19 protein-coding genes are annotated in these 17,585 nt (G+C 70.0%); 11 read left to right on the forward strand and 8 right to left on the reverse strand.

Annotation, left to right across the window (positions count from 1 at the left end):
- Positions 1-36: 36 nt before the first annotated feature.
- The gene (gene tkt, locus BJ959_RS01200) at positions 37-2,127 is read right to left on the reverse strand and encodes a transketolase (protein WP_153981091.1); all 2,091 of its coding nucleotides are present in this window, start codon (positions 2,125-2,127) and stop codon (positions 37-39) included.
- Positions 2,128-2,311: 184 nt separating this feature from the next.
- Between tkt and BJ959_RS01205 the strand changes: the two genes are divergently transcribed.
- The gene (locus tag BJ959_RS01205; RefSeq protein WP_153981090.1) at positions 2,312-3,232 is read left to right on the forward strand and encodes a heme o synthase; all 921 of its coding nucleotides are present in this window, start codon (positions 2,312-2,314) and stop codon (positions 3,230-3,232) included.
- Between the two features lie 83 nt (positions 3,233-3,315).
- On the opposite strand, the gene BJ959_RS01210 is transcribed toward BJ959_RS01205, so the two are convergent.
- Positions 3,316-4,272, reverse strand: coding sequence for a COX15/CtaA family protein (locus BJ959_RS01210; RefSeq protein WP_153981089.1), 957 nt, complete (start codon positions 4,270-4,272; stop codon positions 3,316-3,318).
- Between the two features lie 231 nt (positions 4,273-4,503).
- On the opposite strand from BJ959_RS01210, the gene sufB reads away from it, so the two are divergent.
- Genes sufB through BJ959_RS01235 form a run of 5 tightly spaced genes read left to right on the forward strand, consistent with a single transcriptional unit; the run spans position 4,504 to position 8,577 of the window.
- The gene (sufB, locus tag BJ959_RS01215) at positions 4,504-5,922 is read left to right on the forward strand and encodes a Fe-S cluster assembly protein SufB (RefSeq protein ID WP_153981088.1); all 1,419 of its coding nucleotides are present in this window, start codon (positions 4,504-4,506) and stop codon (positions 5,920-5,922) included.
- Positions 5,923-7,104 carry a Fe-S cluster assembly protein SufD gene (gene sufD / locus BJ959_RS01220; RefSeq protein WP_153981087.1) on the forward strand — a complete coding sequence of 394 codons (1,182 nt, stop codon included), beginning with the start codon at positions 5,923-5,925 and terminating at the stop codon, positions 7,102-7,104. It begins immediately after the preceding gene.
- Position 7,105: 1 nt separating this feature from the next.
- Positions 7,106-7,432, forward strand: coding sequence for a non-heme iron oxygenase ferredoxin subunit (locus BJ959_RS01225; protein WP_153981086.1), 327 nt, complete (start codon positions 7,106-7,108; stop codon positions 7,430-7,432).
- 46 nt (positions 7,433-7,478) lie between these two features.
- Positions 7,479-8,243: a Fe-S cluster assembly ATPase SufC gene (sufC, locus tag BJ959_RS01230; protein WP_153981085.1), complete on the forward strand. Its 765-nt coding sequence runs from the start codon at positions 7,479-7,481 to the stop codon at positions 8,241-8,243.
- Between the two features lie 4 nt (positions 8,244-8,247).
- Positions 8,248-8,577: a metal-sulfur cluster assembly factor gene (locus tag BJ959_RS01235; protein WP_047564718.1), complete on the forward strand. Its 330-nt coding sequence runs from the start codon at positions 8,248-8,250 to the stop codon at positions 8,575-8,577.
- Between the two features lie 124 nt (positions 8,578-8,701).
- Here BJ959_RS01235 and BJ959_RS01240 read toward each other — a convergent pair whose 3' ends face one another.
- Positions 8,702-9,343 carry a biotin transporter BioY gene (locus tag BJ959_RS01240; protein WP_153981084.1) on the reverse strand — a complete coding sequence of 214 codons (642 nt, stop codon included), beginning with the start codon at positions 9,341-9,343 and terminating at the stop codon, positions 8,702-8,704.
- A gap of 111 nt (positions 9,344-9,454) precedes the next feature.
- Between BJ959_RS01240 and BJ959_RS01245 the strand changes: the two genes are divergently transcribed.
- A complete protein-coding gene (locus BJ959_RS01245) occupies positions 9,455-11,053 on the forward strand; it encodes an ATP-binding cassette domain-containing protein (protein WP_153981083.1) in 1,599 nt (532 codons plus the stop codon).
- On the opposite strand, the gene BJ959_RS01250 is transcribed toward BJ959_RS01245, so the two are convergent.
- Genes BJ959_RS01250 through BJ959_RS01260 form a run of 3 tightly spaced genes read right to left on the reverse strand, consistent with a single transcriptional unit; the run spans position 11,026 to position 12,428 of the window.
- A complete protein-coding gene (locus BJ959_RS01250) occupies positions 11,026-11,904 on the reverse strand; it encodes an SURF1 family cytochrome oxidase biogenesis protein (protein ID WP_153981082.1) in 879 nt (292 codons plus the stop codon). The two genes, BJ959_RS01245 and BJ959_RS01250, sit on opposite strands and share 28 nt — an antisense overlap.
- Before the next feature lie 6 nt (positions 11,905-11,910).
- Positions 11,911-12,153 (reverse strand): hypothetical protein, encoded by a 243-nt coding sequence (locus tag BJ959_RS01255; protein WP_341799839.1) that lies wholly within the window; start codon positions 12,151-12,153, stop codon positions 11,911-11,913.
- The gene (locus BJ959_RS01260; protein ID WP_341799838.1) at positions 12,150-12,428 is read right to left on the reverse strand and encodes a DUF3099 domain-containing protein; all 279 of its coding nucleotides are present in this window, start codon (positions 12,426-12,428) and stop codon (positions 12,150-12,152) included. Before BJ959_RS01260 ends, BJ959_RS01255 begins: the two co-directional genes overlap by 4 nt.
- Before the next feature lie 43 nt (positions 12,429-12,471).
- Here BJ959_RS01260 and fabG point away from each other — a divergent pair, with 43 nt between their 5' ends.
- A complete protein-coding gene (fabG, locus tag BJ959_RS01265; protein ID WP_153981081.1) occupies positions 12,472-13,182 on the forward strand; it encodes a 3-oxoacyl-ACP reductase FabG in 711 nt (236 codons plus the stop codon).
- Positions 13,183-13,217: 35 nt separating this feature from the next.
- On the opposite strand, the gene serB is transcribed toward fabG, so the two are convergent.
- Positions 13,218-13,856, reverse strand: a complete 639-nt coding sequence (serB, locus tag BJ959_RS01270) for a phosphoserine phosphatase SerB (protein ID WP_153981080.1) — start codon at positions 13,854-13,856, stop codon at positions 13,218-13,220.
- 42 nt (positions 13,857-13,898) lie between these two features.
- A complete protein-coding gene (glgC, locus tag BJ959_RS01275) occupies positions 13,899-15,134 on the reverse strand; it encodes a glucose-1-phosphate adenylyltransferase (RefSeq protein WP_153981079.1) in 1,236 nt (411 codons plus the stop codon).
- Between the two features lie 63 nt (positions 15,135-15,197).
- Between glgC and glgA the strand changes: the two genes are divergently transcribed.
- From glgA to BJ959_RS01290, 3 genes are all read left to right on the forward strand, one after another.
- Positions 15,198-16,379 carry a glycogen synthase gene (gene glgA, locus BJ959_RS01280; RefSeq protein ID WP_153981078.1) on the forward strand — a complete coding sequence of 394 codons (1,182 nt, stop codon included), beginning with the start codon at positions 15,198-15,200 and terminating at the stop codon, positions 16,377-16,379.
- A gap of 12 nt (positions 16,380-16,391) precedes the next feature.
- Positions 16,392-17,174: an ABC transporter ATP-binding protein gene (locus tag BJ959_RS01285; protein WP_153981077.1), complete on the forward strand. Its 783-nt coding sequence runs from the start codon at positions 16,392-16,394 to the stop codon at positions 17,172-17,174.
- 107 nt (positions 17,175-17,281) lie between these two features.
- Positions 17,282-17,530: a type B 50S ribosomal protein L31 gene (locus tag BJ959_RS01290; protein ID WP_153981076.1), complete on the forward strand. Its 249-nt coding sequence runs from the start codon at positions 17,282-17,284 to the stop codon at positions 17,528-17,530.
- Positions 17,531-17,585: the final 55 nt, after the last annotated feature.

Raw genomic sequence — 17,585 nt, forward strand, 5'->3', positions numbered from 1 at the left:
GCGTGGTGGTGGGATGCTCGTCGCAAGCGGCCGCGATCAGCGGGCCGCGATGCTCTCGAGCGCGGCGGCGGTCACGGCCTCCGCCGTGATGCCGAACTCGCGGAACAGCGTCTGGTAGTCGGCCGAGGCGCCGAAGTGCTCGATCGAGACCGTGCGCCCGCGGTCGCCCACGTAGCGGTGCCAGCTCAGCGCGAGCCCGGCCTCGACCGAGACGCGTGCGGTGACGGCGCTGGGCAGCACCTGCTCGCGGTACTCCGCGCTCTGCTCCTCGAACCATTCGAGGCAGGGCGCCGATACGACGCGGGCGTGCACGCCGCGCTCGGCGAGCTGGGCGCGGGCATCCAGCGCCACCGCGACCTCGGAGCCGGTCGCGATGAGGATCACATCGGGGCTGCCGTTCGCGGCCTCGGCGAGCACGTAGGCGCCCTTCGCGACGTGGTGGGCCGCCGCCAGGGTGTCGCCGCTCGCGGCATCGGCGCCGCGCGCCAGCACGGGAACGTTCTGGCGGGTCAGGGCGATGCCGGCGGGGGAGCGGCGCTCGAGCACGGCCTTCCAGGCGTGCGCGGTCTCGTTCGCATCAGCGGGGCGCACGATCGCGAGACCCGGGATCGCGCGCAGCGAGGCGAGCTGCTCGATCGGCTGGTGCGTCGGGCCGTCCTCGCCGAGGGCGACCGAGTCGTGGGTCCAGACGTAGGTGACCGGCACGTTCATCAGCGCGGCGAGACGCACCGACGGGCGCATGTAGTCGCTGAAGATCAGGAACGTGCCGCCGAACACCCGGGTGCGGCCGTGCAGGGCGATGCCGTTGAGGATCGCGCCCATGGCGTGCTCGCGGATGCCGAAGTGCAGGATGCGCCCGTAGGGGTTCGCCTGCCACTCGTGCGTGGAGTGCTCCGCCGGCGCGAACGAGCCGCCGCCGGTGATCGTCGTGAGGTTCGACTCGGCGAGGTCGGCCGAGCCGCCCCAGAACTCGGGCAGCACGCCCGCGATCGCGTTGATGACCTTGCCGCTGGCGGCGCGGGTCGACAGGCTCGTGCCGCCCTCGAACACCGGCAGCGCCGCGTCGAGCTCGGCGGGGAGCTCGCCGGCGAGCATCCGGTCGAGCAGGGCCTTGCGCTGCGGGTTGGCGGCGGCCCAGGCGTCGAAGCGGGCCTGCCACGCCGCCCGGCGCTCGGCACCGCGCTCGACGGCGCGGCGGGTGTGAGCGATGACCGCGTCGCTGACGACGAAGTGCTGCTCGGGGTCGAAGCCCATGACGCGCTTCGTGGCCGCGAGCTCATCGGCGCCGAGGGCGGAGCCGTGAATCTTGCCCGTGTTCTGCTTGGTGGGAGCAGGCCAGCCGATGATCGTCTTCAGGATGATGATGCTGGGCTTGCCCGTCTCGGACTTCGCGGTCTCGATCGCGGCGTGCAGGGCGTGCACGTCTTCGACGTACTCGCCGGTCTTCTTCCAGTCGACCGTCTGGACGTGCCAGCCGTAGCTCGCGTAGCGCGCGGCGACATCCTCGGTGAAGGCGATGTCGGTGTCGTCCTCGATCGAGATCTGGTTCGAGTCGTAGATGACGACCAGGTTGCCGAGCTGCTGGTGGCCGGCGAGCGACCCGGCCTCGCTGGTGACGCCCTCCTGGATGTCGCCGTCGCCGGCGATCACGTAGACGTGGTGGTCGAACACGCTCTGCCCGGCGGGCGTCTCGGGGTCGAGCAGACCGCGCTCGAAGCGGGCGGCGTAGGCGAAGCCGACCGCGGAGGCGAGGCCCTGGCCGAGCGGGCCCGTCGTGATCTCGACGCCGTCGGTGTGGCCGTACTCGGGGTGGCCGGGAGTCTTCGATCCCCAGGTGCGGAGCGCCTTGAGGTCGTCGAGCTCAAGGCCGTAGCCGCCGAGGTAGAGCTGCACGTACTGCGTGAGCGAGCTGTGGCCGGCCGACAGGATGAAGCGATCGCGCCCCAGCCAGTGCGGGTCGCTCGGGTCGTGCGCCATGACCTTCTGGTGCAGCAGGTAGGCGACCGGCGCCAGCGACATGGCGGTGCCGGGATGGCCGTTGCCGACCTTCTCGACGGCGTCGGCTGCCAGCAGGCGGGCGGTGTCGACGGCCTGACGGTCGAGGTCGTCCCAGATGAGCTCGGTCATGGGCGGGTGGTGGCCTTTCGTGAGGTCGGACGGGCGCCTCCGGCTCCTGCGCGCACGATGACGGGCAGGACATCGTCGGCCATGGCCAGTATAGGGAGCGTCGTATGCCGTCCCGGGCTCGCTGGGCTGGCTCAAAGCGCCGCTCCCGTAGACTGACGTCGCCCTCTGCCACGAAGAAGGAGCCATGGATACCGCTCTCGATCACGCCGTCTCGACGCGACCGCGGAGCCTCCGCCGGACCGTGGCCGCCTATGTGGCGCTGACGAAGCCCCGGGTCATCGAGCTCCTGCTCGTCACAACGGCGCCTGTCATGATCCTCGCGGCCGACGGCCTGCCCAGCATCGCCCTGGTGCTCGCGACCCTCATCGGCGGTGCCCTCTCGGCCGGGTCGGCGGGGGCGTTCAACATGTACATCGACCGCGACATCGATCGCGTGATGAACCGCACGCAGAACCGTCCGCTCGTGACGGGGGAGATCTCCGATCGGGCGGCGCTGATCTTCGCCTACGCGATCGGGGTCATCTCGATCGTCTGGCTGGCTCTCACGACGAACTGGCTGGCCGCCGCGCTGTCGCTCGCCGCGATCGTCTTCTATGTCGTCATCTACACCCTTGTGCTCAAGCGCCGAACCGAGCAGAACATCATCTGGGGCGGCATCGCGGGCTGCTTCCCGGTGCTGATCGGCTGGTCGGCCGTCACCGGTTCGCTCGACTGGCCGCCATTCATCCTGTTCCTCGTCGTCTTCCTCTGGACCCCGCCGCACTACTGGCCGCTGTCGATGAAGTACCGCGACGACTACGCGGCCGCCGACGTGCCCATGCTCGCGGTCATCCGCGACCGCGCGACCGTGGGCGTGCAGGTCGTCCTCTACGCCTGGGCGACCGTGGCGGCCTCGCTGCTGCTGATCCCGATCGCGCCGATGGGCGCTCTGTACACCGCGGTCGCCGTGCTCGCCGGGGGCTGGTTCATCGTCGAGAGCCACCGCCTCTACGGGCGTGCCGTCCGCGGCCAGGAGGCGGCGCCCATGCGCGTCTTCCACGCGAGCATCTCGTACCTGACGCTGCTGTTCGTCGCCGTCGGCATCGACCCGCTGCTGCCCTTCTAGGCGCTGCGCGTCGCGCTGACAGCCTCGGCACGGCCCGTCTCAGCGGAGTACCCCTCGGCAGTGCGCGGTCGAGCGCAGACTGTCTACGCGCTGACAGCCTCGCGCTCGCTGGCCGCGTCGCTCTCCGCCGCCTCGGCCGCGGTCAACCGCGTGGTCAGCATCACGAGCGTCACCACGGCGACCAGGACGCAGGCCAGCACCATGTGCACGCCGACCAGGATCACCGGGAGCCCGAGGCGCGCCTGCGCGATGCCGACGGCGATCTGCACGCCCTCGACGGCGAGGAGCGCGACCGACGCCCGCACCATCGGCGCACGACCGCTGCGGAACGCGAGCGCGACGAGCAGGAGGGTGAGGCCGAAGGTCGCGTAGGCCGGCCACGAGTGCCAGTGCTGCAGCAGCTCGCTGTCCAGGCCGTTGCGCGCGGCCCCGCCGTCGCCGGCGTGCGGGCCGGAGCCGGTCACAACGATGCCGATCAGCACGGTCACCCAGGCGCCGACCGCCGTGGCGAGAGCGAGCCGCCGGAGCGGCACGGGCACCGCCAGTCGACCGGAGGTCCGGCCGCGGTACACGCGGTGGACGTAGACCGTCGCGAGCGCGACGAGCACGGCTGACACGACGAAGTGGAGGCCCACGATCCAGGGGTTGAGCTCGGTCAGCACAGTGATGCCGCCGATCACCGCCTGCGCGGGGATGCCGAGGCCGAGCGCGACCGTGAGGCGCAGCAGCTCGGGGCGCTCGCGGCGCAGCCGCAGGATCGACAGGAAAGCCAGGATCGCGATGATCACGAGCACGAAGGTCAGCAGGCGGTTGCCGAACTCGACGATGCCGTGGATGCCCATCTCAGGGGTCGCGACGAACGAGTCCTCGGTGCACCGGGGCCAGGTGGGGCAGCCAAGGCCCGAGCCGGTGAGCCGCACGGCCCCGCCGGTGCCCACGATGAGGGTCTGGCTGACGAGCGATGCCCAGGCGAGCACCCTCACGCGGCGGTCGGCGGTCGAGACGGGAAGCCATCGGTACAGCCGGTTCACAGCCTGCATCCTCCTCTTCACGGCGTCCTCCCCTGTAGACTCCAGGGTGTTCACCGTCGCTGTCGATCGCGGGGGCCGAGGCCCACCTGCCCGCTCCTGCGGTCGCTGTCAGTGTAGTTGCGGCGGTTGAGCGTCAGCCGAGCAGCGTCGCCGGAGGACCGACCAGGAGCGGACATCCCCCGCATCAGGAATTCCCCCACCGCCCTCGCGGTTGGGTTCGACGAGGAGAAGAGGAACACCGTGTCTGACGTGCTCATCGATCGACCGGAGCTCGAGGGCCTCGGCCAGTACGAGTTCGGCTGGTCCGACTCCGACGCCGCTGGCGCGTCGGCCCGGCGCGGCATCGACGAGGACGTCGTGCGCAACATCTCGGCGCTCAAGGACGAACCGCAGTGGATGCTCGACCTCCGCCTGAAGGGCCTCAAGCTGTTCGGCCAGAAGCCGATGCCGATCTGGGGCGCCGACCTGTCGGGGATCGACTTCGACAACATCAAGTACTTCGTGCGCACCACCGAGAAGCAGGCGACCTCGTGGGAGGAGCTGCCGGAGGACATCAAGAACACGTACGAGCGACTCGGCATCCCCGAGGCCGAGCGCCAGCGGCTCGTTGCCGGCGTCGCCGCACAGTACGAGTCGGAGGTGGTGTACCACCAGATCCGCGAGGATCTCGAGGCTCAGGGCGTCATCTTCATGGACACCGACACGGCTCTGCGCGAGCACCCGGAGTTCTTCCAGGAGTACTTCGGCACGGTCATCCCCGCCGGCGACAACAAGTTCGCCGCGCTGAACACGGCCGTGTGGTCGGGCGGCTCGTTCGTCTACGTGCCGCCGGGGGTCCACGTGGAGATCCCGCTGCAGGCCTACTTCCGCATCAACACCGAGAACATGGGCCAGTTCGAGCGGACGCTGATCATCGCCGACGAGGGTTCGTACGTGCACTACATCGAGGGCTGCACGGCCCCGATCTACAAGAGCGACTCGCTGCACTCGGCCGTCGTGGAGATCATCGTCAAGAAGAACGCGCGCGTGCGGTACACGACGATCCAGAACTGGTCGAACAACGTGTACAACCTGGTCACCAAGCGCGCCGTCGCCCACGAGGGCGCCACCATGGAGTGGATCGACGGCAACATCGGCTCGAAGGTCACGATGAAGTACCCGTCGATCTTCCTCATGGGCGAGCACGCGAAGGGCGAGACCCTGTCGGTCGCCTTCGCCGGGCCCGGACAGCACCAGGATGCCGGCGCGAAGATGATCCACATGGCGCCGTACACGACCTCGTCGATCGTGTCGAAGTCCATCGCGCGCGGCGGTGGCCGAGCCGGCTACCGCGGTGAGGTGCGCGTCGACGCGAACGCCCACCACTCGGCCAACACGGTGCGCTGCGACGCGCTGCTGGTCGACACGATCTCGCGCTCCGACACGTATCCGGCGATCGACATCCGCGTCGATGACGTGCAGCTCGGCCACGAGGCGACCGTGTCGCGCGTGAGCGAGGAGCAGCTGTTCTACCTGCAGTCGCGCGGCATGCCCGAGGACGAGGCGATGGCGATGATCGTGCGTGGTTTCATCGAGCCCATCGCGCGCGAGCTGCCGATGGAGTACGCCCTCGAGTTGAACAAGCTCATCGAGATGAACATGGAAGGCAGCGTCGGCTAGATGACGTCCGCACCCTCCGCCGCCCCCGAGGCGGCTCCCCTCCAGCACGCCCACGGCCCCGGGTCTCCGGTGCCCGTGCAGACGCGCTCCGAGCGCTTCGCCTCGGCTCAGCACGCCGACTTCCCGGAGGTCACCGGGCGCGAGCTCGAATGGCGGCTGACGCCCGTGGCGAGCATCCGCGACCTGATCGACGGACCTCTCGACGGCTCGCCCTTCCCGGCCGAGGTGTCGCCGGCCGCGGGCATCACGGTCGAGTGGGTCGGCCGCGACGACGCCCGCATCGGCTCCGCGGGCCTCGCCGAGGAGCGCGCCGCCGCGAACGCCTGGTCGAGCAGCGAAAAGGCTCTCGTCGTCACGCTCACGGGCGAGGAGACGGTCACCGTGACCGTCGACCGCACCGCGCCCGACGCCGCACCGCGCGCCGCCCACACGATCATCACCGCGAAGCCGAACGCGCGCGGCACGGTCATCATCGACCACCGCGGCCCGGCCCGCCTCAGCGAGAACGTCGAGATCATCGCCGAGCAGGGCAGCGACCTGACCGTCGTGAGCCTGCAGGAGTGGGACGACGAGGCCGTCCACCTCTCGAGCCACTTCGGGCGCGTGGACCGCGATGCCCGGCTCAAGCACGTCGTCGTGTCGCTCGGCGGTGCCGTCGTGCGCGTGAACCCCTCGGTCGCGCTCGCGGGTGAGGGTGCCGACGGACAGCTGCTCGGCCTGTATTTCGCCGACGCCGGTCAGCACCTCGAGCAGCGCGTCTACGTGCACCACATCGCGCCGCACACCGTCAGCCGGGTCAGCTACAAGGGCGCCCTGAACGGACAGGGAGCGCGCACCGTGTGGGTCGGCGACGTGCTCATCGGCCGCGACGCCACCGGAACCGACTCGTACGAGGAGAACCGCAACCTCGTGCTCAGCGACGGCACCCGCGCCGACTCGATCCCGAACCTGGAGATCGAGACGGGCGAGATCGCCGGGGCGGGCCACGCGAGCGCCACCGGTCGTTTCGACGACGAGCACCTGTTCTACCTGCGCGCGCGCGGCATCGATGAGCAGGAGGCTCGACGCCTGGTTGTGCTCGGGTTCCTGCTCGAGGTGGTGCAGCGCATCGGCAACGAGGCGCTCGAGGCCCGACTGCTCGCCCTGCTCGAGGACGAGCTGGCCGCCGTGGAGGTGGTGTGACATGACCGCGACCCGCGTCTGCTCGCTCGGGGAGCTCAGCCCGGCGACCGCCCGCAAGGTTGTCGTCGACGGCAAGCCCGTCGCCGTCGTCATGGATTCCGCCGGGGCCGTGCACGCCCTCGGCGACACGTGCACCCACGGTGAGATCTCGCTGAGCGAGGGCTTCGTCGAGGACGACGCCATCGAGTGCTGGGCGCACGGCTCGAAGTTCGACCTCGGCAGCGGCAAGCCCCGCAACTTCCCGGCCTACGAGCCGGTTCCCGTCTACACCGTGACCATCGACGGCGACGACGTCCTCGTCGATGTCGACCAGACCATCGCCGGCTGACCGCCGCACCCGACTCCCCCCACGACACAGAGGACCAGCCAGAGCAATGTCCACTCTTGAGATCCGCGACCTGCACGTCAGTATCGAGACCGACCAGGGCGTCAAGCCCATCCTCCGCGGGGTCGACCTGATCATCAACTCGGGCGAGACGCACGCCATCATGGGCCCCAACGGCTCGGGCAAGTCGACCCTCGCCTACACGATCGCCGGCCACCCCCGGTACACCGTCGACAGCGGCACGATCACGCTCGACGGCGAGAACGTGCTCGAGATGAGCATCGACGAGCGCGCCCGCGCCGGCCTGTTCCTGGCCATGCAGTACCCGGTCGAGATCCCCGGCGTCACGGTCTCGAACTTCCTCCGCACCGCCAAGACCGCCCTCGACGGTGAGGCCCCGCCGCTGCGCAGCTGGATCAAGGAGCTCAAAGGCTCGATGGAGGCGCTCCGCATGGACTCCTCCTTCGCCGAGCGCAACGTCAACGAGGGCTTCTCGGGCGGCGAGAAGAAACGCCACGAGATCGTCCAGCTCGAGCTCCTCAAGCCGAAGATTGCCGTGCTCGACGAGACCGACTCCGGCCTCGACGTCGATGCGCTGAAGATCGTCTCGGAGGGCGTGAACCGCGTGAAGGAGAACACCGGGCTCGGTGTGCTGCTCATCACGCACTACACGCGCATCCTTCGGTACATCCAGCCTGACTTCGTGCACGTCTTCGTCGACGGCCGCGTCGCCGAGGAGGGCGGCCCGGAGCTGGCAGAGCGCCTCGAGAACGAGGGCTACGACCGCTACCTGACCGGGTCGACCGTAGGCTAGAGCCATGCCCACCGCACTGGAACCGCAGCTCTTCGACAAGGTCGAGGAGGGGCTGAAGGACGTCGTCGACCCCGAGCTGGGGGTCAATATCGTCGACCTCGGCCTCGTCTACGACCTCGCCTGGGATGAGGAGAGCGACGCGCTCATCATCTCGATGACGCTGACCTCCGCGGGCTGTCCGTTGACGGACGTCATCGAGGAGTCGGTGGCGAACGCCCTCGACGGCATCGTTGAGCAGTTCCGCATCAACTGGGTGTGGATGCCCCCGTGGGGCCCCGAGCGCATCACGGACGACGGTCGCGACATGATGAGAGCGCTCGGATTCAGCATTTGACGGCCCAGTGGACCGTCAGTCCCGAGCGCTCCGCCGACAGGCGGTTGGGCTTCAGCATCTGAGAGCCTCAACGAGGAAGGGCCCCTGCTATCCGGCAGGGGCCCTTCCTCGTTCGCGGACTGCGTCAGTCGTGGCGTGGCGCCCGCTCGGCGGCGGCCCAGAGCGCGGGCAGCAGGGCCGCCGCAATCGCGGCCTTGATGATCCCGCCGATGATGAACGGGTAGAAGCCGGAGATGAGCACCGACTGGGGGTCGTTCGGCAGACCGAACTGACCGAGCGCGACGGCGAGCCAGGGCAGGCCGAAAGCGAAGACGACGAGCGAGCCGCCGATGAAGGTGATGATCGGCTTGTACCAGCCGCGGTCCCACGAGCGCTCGGCGGCCCAGCCGACGATCGCGGCCGAGGCGATGAAGCCGATGATGTAGCCGAAGCTCGGCGCGGTCAAGGCCGCGAGCCCGGTGAGGTGCGAGCCGTCGTCCTGCGGCGCGAAGATCGGCAGACCGGCGAGCCCGAGAACGGCGTAGAGGGCGAGGGATGCGGCGCCGCGCGCGGCGCCGAGGCTGGCGCCGACCAGCAGCACCGCGAGGGTCTGGCCGGTGACGGGAACGGGCCAGAGCGGCACGGCGACCTGAGCGAGCACCGCCACCAGGGCAGTGCCGGCGATGACGAGGGCGATATCGCTCGCCCACGAACGGGCGATGACCCGGTCGACCAGCGTGATGCGGTCGGGAGCGGCGGGGGAGAGAGCGGTGGTGGCGTTCGACACGGCGGAGGTTCCTCTGCATGAGACGTCGGGTGCGGGGGACACGGCTAGACTATCGGGCTGGCCCCCGTCGCCCGGGGTCGTCGAATCCCACCAAAGAATCGGACGTTCACTGTGCTTGCCGTACACGACCTCGAGATCCGGGTCGGCGCGCGCCTGCTGATGGAGAACGTCAGCTTCCAGGTCGCCAAGGGCGACAAGATCGGTCTGGTCGGGCGGAACGGCGCCGGCAAGACGACGATGACCCGTGCCCTCGCGGGCGAGGGACAGCCGACCGGCGGCACCATCACGCGCAGCGGCGAGATCGGCTACCTGCCGCAGGATCCGCGCGCGGGCGATCCGGAGCAGCTGGCCCGCACCCGCATCCTCGACGCCCGCGGACTCGGGCAGATCGTGCTCGATATGCAGCAGGCCACCGTCGACATGGGCAGCAGCGACCCGGCCGTCGCCGAGAAGGCGATGGCCCGCTACGGGCGGCTGACCGACCGCTTCCACGCGCTCGGCGGCTACGCGGCCGAGGCGGAGGCCGCCGCGATCGCGAGCAACCTGAGCCTTCCCGACCGCATCCTGAGCCAACCGCTCAGCACGCTGTCGGGAGGCCAGCGACGCCGCATCGAGTTGGCCCGCATCCTGTTCAGCGACGCCGAGACGATGATCCTCGACGAGCCGACGAACCACCTCGACGCCGACTCCGTGGTCTGGCTCCGTGACTTCCTGAAGGCGTACCAGGGCGGCTTCATCGTGATCAGCCACGACGTGCAGCTCGTCGAGGAGACCGTCAACCGGGTCTTCTACCTCGACGCCAACCGGCAGGTCATCGACATCTACAACATGGGGTGGAAGAACTACCTGCGGCAGCGCGAGGCCGACGAGGAGCGCCGCAAGAAGGAGCGCGCCAACGTCGAGAAGAAGGCGACCGCGCTGCAGCTGCAGGCCGCCCGTTTCGGAGCGAAGGCCTCGAAGGCGGCCGCCGCGCACCAGATGGTGGCACGCGCCGAGAAGATGCTCTCCGGGCTGGAGGAGGTGCGGGCGGTCGACCGCGTCGCGAAGCTGCGGTTCCCCGAGCCCGCTCCCGTCGGCAAGACCCCGCTGCAGGCCCACAACCTGTCGAAGAGCTACGGCTCGCTGGAGATCTTCACCGCGGTCGATCTCGCCGTCGATCGCGGCTCGCGCGTGGTCATCCTGGGCCTCAACGGTGCCGGCAAGACGACGCTGCTGCGGATCCTCGCCGGGGTCGACCAGCCCGATACCGGCATCATCGAGCCCGGTCACGGGCTGCGCATCGGCTATTACGCGCAGGAGCACGAGACGCTCGACGTGAAGCGCTCCGTTCTCGAGAACATGATGAGCGCGAGCGATGCGATCACCGAGCGGGAGGCGCGCAGCGTGCTCGGCTCGTTCCTGTTCATCGGTGATGACGTTCAGAAGCCCGCTGGCGTGCTGTCCGGCGGCGAGAAGACGCGCCTCTCGCTCGCGACCCTGGTGGTCTCGAAGGCGAATCTGCTGCTGCTCGACGAGCCGACGAACAACCTCGACCCCGCCAGCCGGGCGGAGATCCTGGGGGCTCTTGCGAGCTACAGCGGCGCGGTGATCCTCGTCAGCCACGACGAGGGAGCCGTGGAGGCGCTGAACCCCGAGCGCGTGCTCATCATGCCCGACGGCGTCGAGGACCTCTGGACGGCCGACTACGCCGAGCTGATCTCGCTCGCCTGACGGCCCGCTCGGCTCTCGTCATCCGCGTCGAGCAGAGCGTCCTCGATCTCATCGTCGGTCGGCCCGACCCTGCGCCGCCGCCGCGGGGGAGCGATCGGCTCGCCGCTCTCGGCCGCGCGCAGGACGCGGTGCTCGTGACGGAGCGCCCAGCCGAAGCCGATGAAGCCGAGCAGCGCGAAGAGATACCACTGGAAGGTGTAGCTGAGGTGCGGTCCCTCATCGGCAACAGGACGCAGAGCGGCGACCGGGCGCTCGGCCGAAGCGGGCTGCTCGCGGTCGAGCAGGCCGTAGGCGCCCTCGATGACGGGGCCGCCGCTCACCCGCTCGGCGAGCTCAGGAAGGTGGATCGTCGCGATCTGCCCCTCCGGTGCGCCGCGCCCCGCGATCGTCGGCTCGCCCGGCTTGAGCCGAGCGATCACCTCGACGGGGCCTTCTGGGGGTGCGGGCACGGCGTCGGGGGAGTCCTGCTCATCGCCGGTCGGCACCCAGCCGCGGTTGACGATGAACACGGCGCCCGAGTCGAGCAGCAGCGGCGTCAGGACCTCGAACCCGGGGCGGCCGCCGAACGGGCGGTTGCGCACCAGCAGCTGCTCATCGACCAGGTACTCGCCCTCGAGCACGACGGGGGTCCACTCGGCGGCGGGGTCGAGGGGCGCGTCGCCCGGCAGCACTTCGGTGAGGGCGACCGGAGGGGCATCCCAGTTCTGCGCGACGACGCGGATCTCGGCGACGGCCTCCAGGCGGCGCGCCCACTGCCACTGCGCCAGCCCCACGCACACCACTGCGAACAGCGTCGTGAACGCCAGCCAGCCCAGCCAGCGCCGCGTCAGGGCCAGCGCGAGGATGCTCACGAGGAGTTATTCTCCCCGCTCTGGCACGCTCTCGACGGCCACGCCCGCTGGCGTGTTCGTCACCGGGAACCCGCGGGCGTCCACGTAGTCGTAGAGGTAGTCGCGATGCTCCTCGCAGGCCAGCCACACCTTGACCCGATCGGGGGTGTGAATGCGGGGGTTGCGCCAGTTGACCGCCCAGGTCGCTTCCTCTTTGCAGCCGGCACGCGAGCAGCGGCGGCTCGTGATGGCCCCGGGCAGGTCGATCACGCGCGGTCCTCCCCCACGGGCAGGAGCGCGCCGGGACGCTCGACGGCGCGTCCGGCGGAGTTCACGACGGTGTTCGCGGCGACCACCGCGACGTAGGGCAACACGACCGCACCGAAGGCGGGAATCAGCAGCCACCAGCCGGGCGTGACGAAGCACGCCATGATGCACACCATGCGCACCGCCATGGCCACGGAGTACTTGACCATGCGGGCCTTGCGCTCCTCATCGGGCGAGGTGGGGAGGCTGGTGATCGCATGGGACTGCGGCTTCGACACATCGCGATGGTAGCCCGCGACGTTGCGCATATGCTGGGGAGCCATGACCACCCAGCGCACTGTTCTGATCACCGGCGGCAACCGCGGCATCGGCTACTCGATCGCCGAGGAGTTCCTCGCCCAGGGGCATCGGGTGGCCGTCACGGCCCGCTCCGGCTCGGGCCCGGCCGGCGCGCTCACCGTGATCGCCGACGTCACCGACGCCGACTCGCTCGATGCTGCCTTCACGACGGTCGAGGCCGAGCTGGGACCGGTCGAGGTGGTCGTGGCGAACGCCGGGATCACCCGTGACACCCTCCTGCTTCGCATGTCGGAGGAGGACTTCACGAGCGTCATCGACACCAACCTCACTGGCGCCTTCCGCACGGTGAAGAGGGCGTCGAAGGGGATGCTCAAGGCCCGCTTCGGCCGCATCATCCTCATCTCCAGCGTGGTGGGGCTGTACGGCTCGGCCGGCCAGGTCAACTACAGCGCCTCGAAGTCCGCTCTCGTGGGCATGGCCCGCTCGCTGACGCGCGAGCTCGGCGGCCGCGGCATCACCGCCAACGTCGTCGCCCCGGGATTCATCGAGACCGACATGACGGCGGCCCTGCCGGAGGACCAGCAGAAGGCCTACCAGGAGGCGATCCCGGTCGGCCGCTTCGCGACCCCCACCGAGGTCGCCCGCGTCGTCGCCTGGCTCGCCGGCGACGATGCCGCCTACATCAGCGGGGCCGTGATCCCCGTCGACGGCGGCCTCGGCATGGGCCACTGACCTCGAGCCCGCCTCGATCCTGAGGCAACGCGGGTCTACCCCCGCAGCCCGAGCACGCCGAGCACGGCCGCGAGGTCGCGCTCGACGAGGCTGACGTGGGCGGCACCGCGCACGATCGGCTTCGCGTCGAACGCGATGCTCAGCCCGGCCGCGGCCATCATCGCCAGATCGTTGGCGCCATCGCCGACGGCGACCGTCCGCGCGAGGGGCACGTCGAAACGCTCCGCCCACTCGCGCAGCGCCTCGGCCTTGGCCGCGGCGTCGATCACGGGGCCCGTCGTGCGGCCCGTGAGGCGTCCGCCCTCGATCGCGAGCCGGTTCGCCCGGTGCGCGTCGAGGCCGAGGTCGGCGGCGAGGGGGTCGAGCAGCTCGTGGAATCCGCCGGAGACGACGGCGACGCATCCGCCGACCGCGTGCACCCCCGCGACCAGCTCGCGCGCCCCGCGGGTCAGCGTGATCCGCGGGGCCACCCGCGCGAACACGCCCTCGTCGAGCCCGACGAGCGTCGCCACCCGCTCGGTGAGCGATGTCGCGAAATCGAGCTCGCCCGCCATGGCGCGCGCGGTGACGGCGGCGACGGCTGCGCCCGACCCGGCCTCCTCGGCGAGCAGCTCGATCGCCTCCTCCTCGATGAGGGTCGAGTCGACGTCGAGCACGACGAGCAGCGAGGCCATGAGGGTGGATGCTCCTGCGGGGCTCGGGGCGGCAGAGCCGCTCTACTCGATGCGGACGCCCTTGCCGGCGACCACGATGCCCGTCTCGGTGACCGTGAGGCCGCGGGCGCGGTCGGCGTCGTGGTCGACGCCCACCTGGGCGCCGGGGGCCACGACGACCTCCTTGTCGAGAATAGCCCGCCGCACGACGGCTCCCGCCCCGATGGTGACGCGCTCGAACACCACGCTGTCGACGACCGACGCCGACTCGATCGTCACCCAGGGGCCGAGCACGCTGCGCTCGATGTGCGAACCGGAGATGACCGAGCCGAGCGAGACGATCGAGTCGATCATCATGCCGGTGGCACCGGAGGCGTCGCGCACGAACTTCGCGGGCGGCGAGTTCAACTGCTGCGAGTAGATGGGCCAATCGGTGTTGTAGAGGTTGAACACCGGCAGCGCCGAGATGAGGTCCTGGTGGGCGTCGAAGAACGACTCGATCGTGCCCACGTCGCGCCAGTAGAAGCGGTCGCGCTCGGTGGCACCGGGCACCTCGTTGCGGTTGAGGTCGTAGACGAAGGCGCGGCCCTCGCGCACGAAGGCCGGCACGATGTCGCCGCCCATGTCGTGCGCGCTGTCGGGGTCGTCGCCGTCTCGGGTCACGGCGTCGACGAGCACATCGGCATCGAACACGTAGTTGCCCATCGACGCGAGCACCTCGTGCGGGGCATCCGGAAGCCCGACCGCGTTCTTCGGCTTCTCGTGGAAGGCCGCGATGCGCTGCGGGTTGGCCGGGTCGGTCTCGATGACGCCGAACTGGTCGGCGAGGGCGATCGGCTGGCGGATGCCCGCGACCGTCACGCCCGCGCCGTTGGCGATGTGCGCGTCGATCATCTGCCGGAAGTCCATCCGGTACACGTGATCGGCACCGACCACCACGACGATGTCGGGCTTCTCATCACGGATCAGGTTGAGGCTCTGGTAGATCGCGTCGGCCGACCCCGAGAACCAGCGCTTTCCGAGACGCTGCTGGGCGGGAACCGAGGCGACGTAGGCGTTGAGCATGCCGCTCAGCCGCCAGGTCTGCGACACGTGCCGGTCGAGCGAATGGCTCTTGTACTGGGTCAGGACGACCAGCTGACGCAGTCCCGAGTTGATGAGGTTCGAGAGGGCGAAGTCGATCAGCCGATAACCGCCCGCGAAGGGCACGGCGGGTTTCGCGCGGTCGACCGTCAAGGGCATGAGCCGCTTTCCCTCACCGCCCGCGAGCACGATTCCGAAGATCTTGGGAGTCGACATGGCCCCACCCTAGGCGAGCGGCGCGCGGTGCCATAGAGGCACGCCTGTACTAGCGTCGAGGCCATGCGCGTCGACGTGATCACCCGTGAGTATCCGCCCGAGATCTACGGGGGAGCGGGGGTGCATGTCGCTGAGCTGGTGCGGGCGCTCCGCAGCGGCATCGACGTACGGGTCCGGTGCTTCGGCGCACCCCGCAACGAGGCGGGAACCCACGCCTACCTGGTGCCGGGCACGCTCAGCTCGGCGAATCCCGCCCTGGCGACGATGGGCGTCGACCTGGCGATCGCCGACGACGTCGACGGCGCCGACCTCGTGCACTCGCACACCTGGTACGCGAACGCGGCCGGCCACCTGTCGCAGCTGCTCCACGGGATCCCGCACGTCGTGACGGCGCACAGCCTCGAGCCGCTGCGACCGTGGAAGGCCGAGCAACTCGGGGGCGGCTACCGCGTGTCGCGCTGGATCGAGAAGAACGCCTTCGAGGCGGCGGATGCCGTGATCGCGGTGAGCGAGGGAATGCGCCGCGACATCCTGCGCTGCTACCCCGAGATCGACGAGTCGCGCGTGACCGTGATCCACAACGGCATCGACCTGGAGCGCTGGCAGCGCACTATCGACCACGAGGCCGTGCGCTCGCTCGGCATCGACCCCGACCGGCCGACCGTCGTCTTCGTCGGCCGCATCACGCGCCAGAAGGGCCTGCCCTACCTGCTGCAGGCCGCCCGCCGCCTGCCGGCCGACGTTCAGCTCGTGCTCTGCGCCGGCGCCCCCGACACCCCGGAGATCCTCCGCGAGGTGCAGCACGGCGTCGCGGCGCTGCAGGCCGAGCGCAGCGGCGTCGTCTGGATCGAGCGCATGCTCACCCCGAGCGAGCTGAGCGCCGTGCTCTCAGCGGCGACCACCTTCGTCTGCCCCAGCGTCTACGAGCCTCTCGGGATCGTGAACCTCGAGGCGATGGCCTGCGGCGTCGCGGTGGTCGGCACGAACACGGGCGGCATCCCCGAGGTCGTCGACGACGGCATCACCGGCCGCCTCGTGCCGATCGACCAGGTGCACGACGGCTCGGGAACGCCGCTCGACCCGGAACGGTTCATCGCGGACCTCGCGGCGACGCTGACCGAGGTCGTCAGCGATCGGGATGCGGCGCTCGCGATGGGCGCCGCCGGCCGGACTCGCGCCGAAGCCATGTTCTCGTGGCCGAGCATCGCCGCGCGCACGACCGAGCTGTACCGCACCCTGCTCTAGGCTGGAGCAATCATGGCCAGTGTTCTCACGTTCGACGACGTCTCCCTGACCCGTGATGGCACCACCATCCTCGACCACGTCACCTGGCAGGTGACCTCCGACCAGCGGTGGGTGGTGCTCGGTCCGAATGGCGCCGGCAAGACCACCATGCTGCAGGTCGCGGCATCGTTCCTGCACCCGACCTCGGGGCGGGCCGTCGTGCTGGACGAGCTGCTGGGCGCCACGGACGTGTTCGAGCTGCGGCCCCGCATCGGGTTCGCCTCGACGGCCCTCGCGCGCCGCATCCCGGGCAATGAGCGCGTGCTCGACGTGGTCATGACGGCCTCGTACTCGGTGACCGGCCGCTGGAACGAGCAGTACGAGGAGGTCGATGTGCGCCGCGCTGAGCGCGTGCTGCGCGAGTGGCACCTCGACGGATTCGGCGACCGCCTGTTCGGCACGCTCAGCGACGGCGAGCAGAAGCGGGTGCAGATTGCGCGGGCCATCATGACCGACCCCGAGCTGCTGCTGCTCGACGAGCCCGCGGCGAGCCTCGACCTCGGCGCGCGCGAGGAGCTCCTGCAGCTGCTCGGCGCCTACGCGAGCGAGCCCTCCTCGCCGGCCATGGTCATGGTCACCCACCACGTGGAGGAGATCCCGCCGGGCTTCACGCACGCGCTGCTGCTCCGGACGGGCGCCATCGCCGCCGCCGGACCGCTCGATGACGTCATGACGAGCGAGAACCTCACGGCCGCCTTCGGTCTGGCGCTGCAGGTCACCCGCGACGGCGACCGCTTCACCGCTCGCGCCGCCTGACGTGCTCGGCCGCGCCCGGCTCTGCTAGGCTTGGCGGTCGGGTCTCGAACCCTTTCGCGCGCTCTGAACGGGCTGCGCCCACCGCACACGTCCCAAGGAATCCGCTCATGAAGACTGACATCCACCCCGAGTACGCCGCCGTCGTGTTCCGCGACCTGGCCTCGGGCGAGACCTTCCTCACCCGTTCGACGGTCTCGAGCGACAAGACCATCGAGCTCGACGGTGTCACCTACCCGGTGATCGACGTCGAGATCTCCTCGGCCTCGCACCCGTTCTACACGGGCAAGCAGCGCATCATGGACTCGGCCGGTCGCGTCGAGAAGTTCAACCAGCGCTTCAAGGGCTTCGGCAACTAGCCGACCCCGACCTCACGGAGGGCCCCGCCGGATCGGCGGGGCCCTCCGTCGTTCC

The organism is Microcella frigidaquae, from assembly GCF_014200395.1.
Classification (GTDB): Bacteria; Actinomycetota; Actinomycetes; order Actinomycetales; family Microbacteriaceae; genus Microcella; species Microcella frigidaquae.

What these genes read in the sequence shown, in the direction of transcription:
- BJ959_RS01225 (WP_153981086.1), top strand. Translation starts at nt 7,106, where the DNA reads ATGACCGCGACCCGCGTCTGCTCGCTCGGGGAGCTCAGCCCGGCGACC.
- glgC (WP_153981079.1), bottom strand. Translation starts at nt 15,134, where the DNA reads ATGTCGACTCCCAAGATCTTCGGAATCGTGCTCGCGGGCGGTGAGGGA.
- BJ959_RS01210 (WP_153981089.1), bottom strand. Translation starts at nt 4,272, where the DNA reads ATGCAGGCTGTGAACCGGCTGTACCGATGGCTTCCCGTCTCGACCGCC.
- BJ959_RS01205 (WP_153981090.1), top strand. Translation starts at nt 2,312, where the DNA reads ATGGATACCGCTCTCGATCACGCCGTCTCGACGCGACCGCGGAGCCTC.
- BJ959_RS01285 (WP_153981077.1), top strand. Translation starts at nt 16,392, where the DNA reads ATGGCCAGTGTTCTCACGTTCGACGACGTCTCCCTGACCCGTGATGGC.
- fabG (WP_153981081.1), top strand. Translation starts at nt 12,472, where the DNA reads ATGACCACCCAGCGCACTGTTCTGATCACCGGCGGCAACCGCGGCATC.
- sufD (WP_153981087.1), top strand. Translation starts at nt 5,923, where the DNA reads ATGACGTCCGCACCCTCCGCCGCCCCCGAGGCGGCTCCCCTCCAGCAC.
- glgA (WP_153981078.1), top strand. Translation starts at nt 15,198, where the DNA reads ATGCGCGTCGACGTGATCACCCGTGAGTATCCGCCCGAGATCTACGGG.
- BJ959_RS01290 (WP_153981076.1), top strand. Translation starts at nt 17,282, where the DNA reads ATGAAGACTGACATCCACCCCGAGTACGCCGCCGTCGTGTTCCGCGAC.
- tkt (WP_153981091.1), bottom strand. Translation starts at nt 2,127, where the DNA reads ATGACCGAGCTCATCTGGGACGACCTCGACCGTCAGGCCGTCGACACC.
- BJ959_RS01235 (WP_047564718.1), top strand. Translation starts at nt 8,248, where the DNA reads ATGCCCACCGCACTGGAACCGCAGCTCTTCGACAAGGTCGAGGAGGGG.
- serB (WP_153981080.1), bottom strand. Translation starts at nt 13,856, where the DNA reads ATGGCCTCGCTGCTCGTCGTGCTCGACGTCGACTCGACCCTCATCGAG.
- sufC (WP_153981085.1), top strand. Translation starts at nt 7,479, where the DNA reads ATGTCCACTCTTGAGATCCGCGACCTGCACGTCAGTATCGAGACCGAC.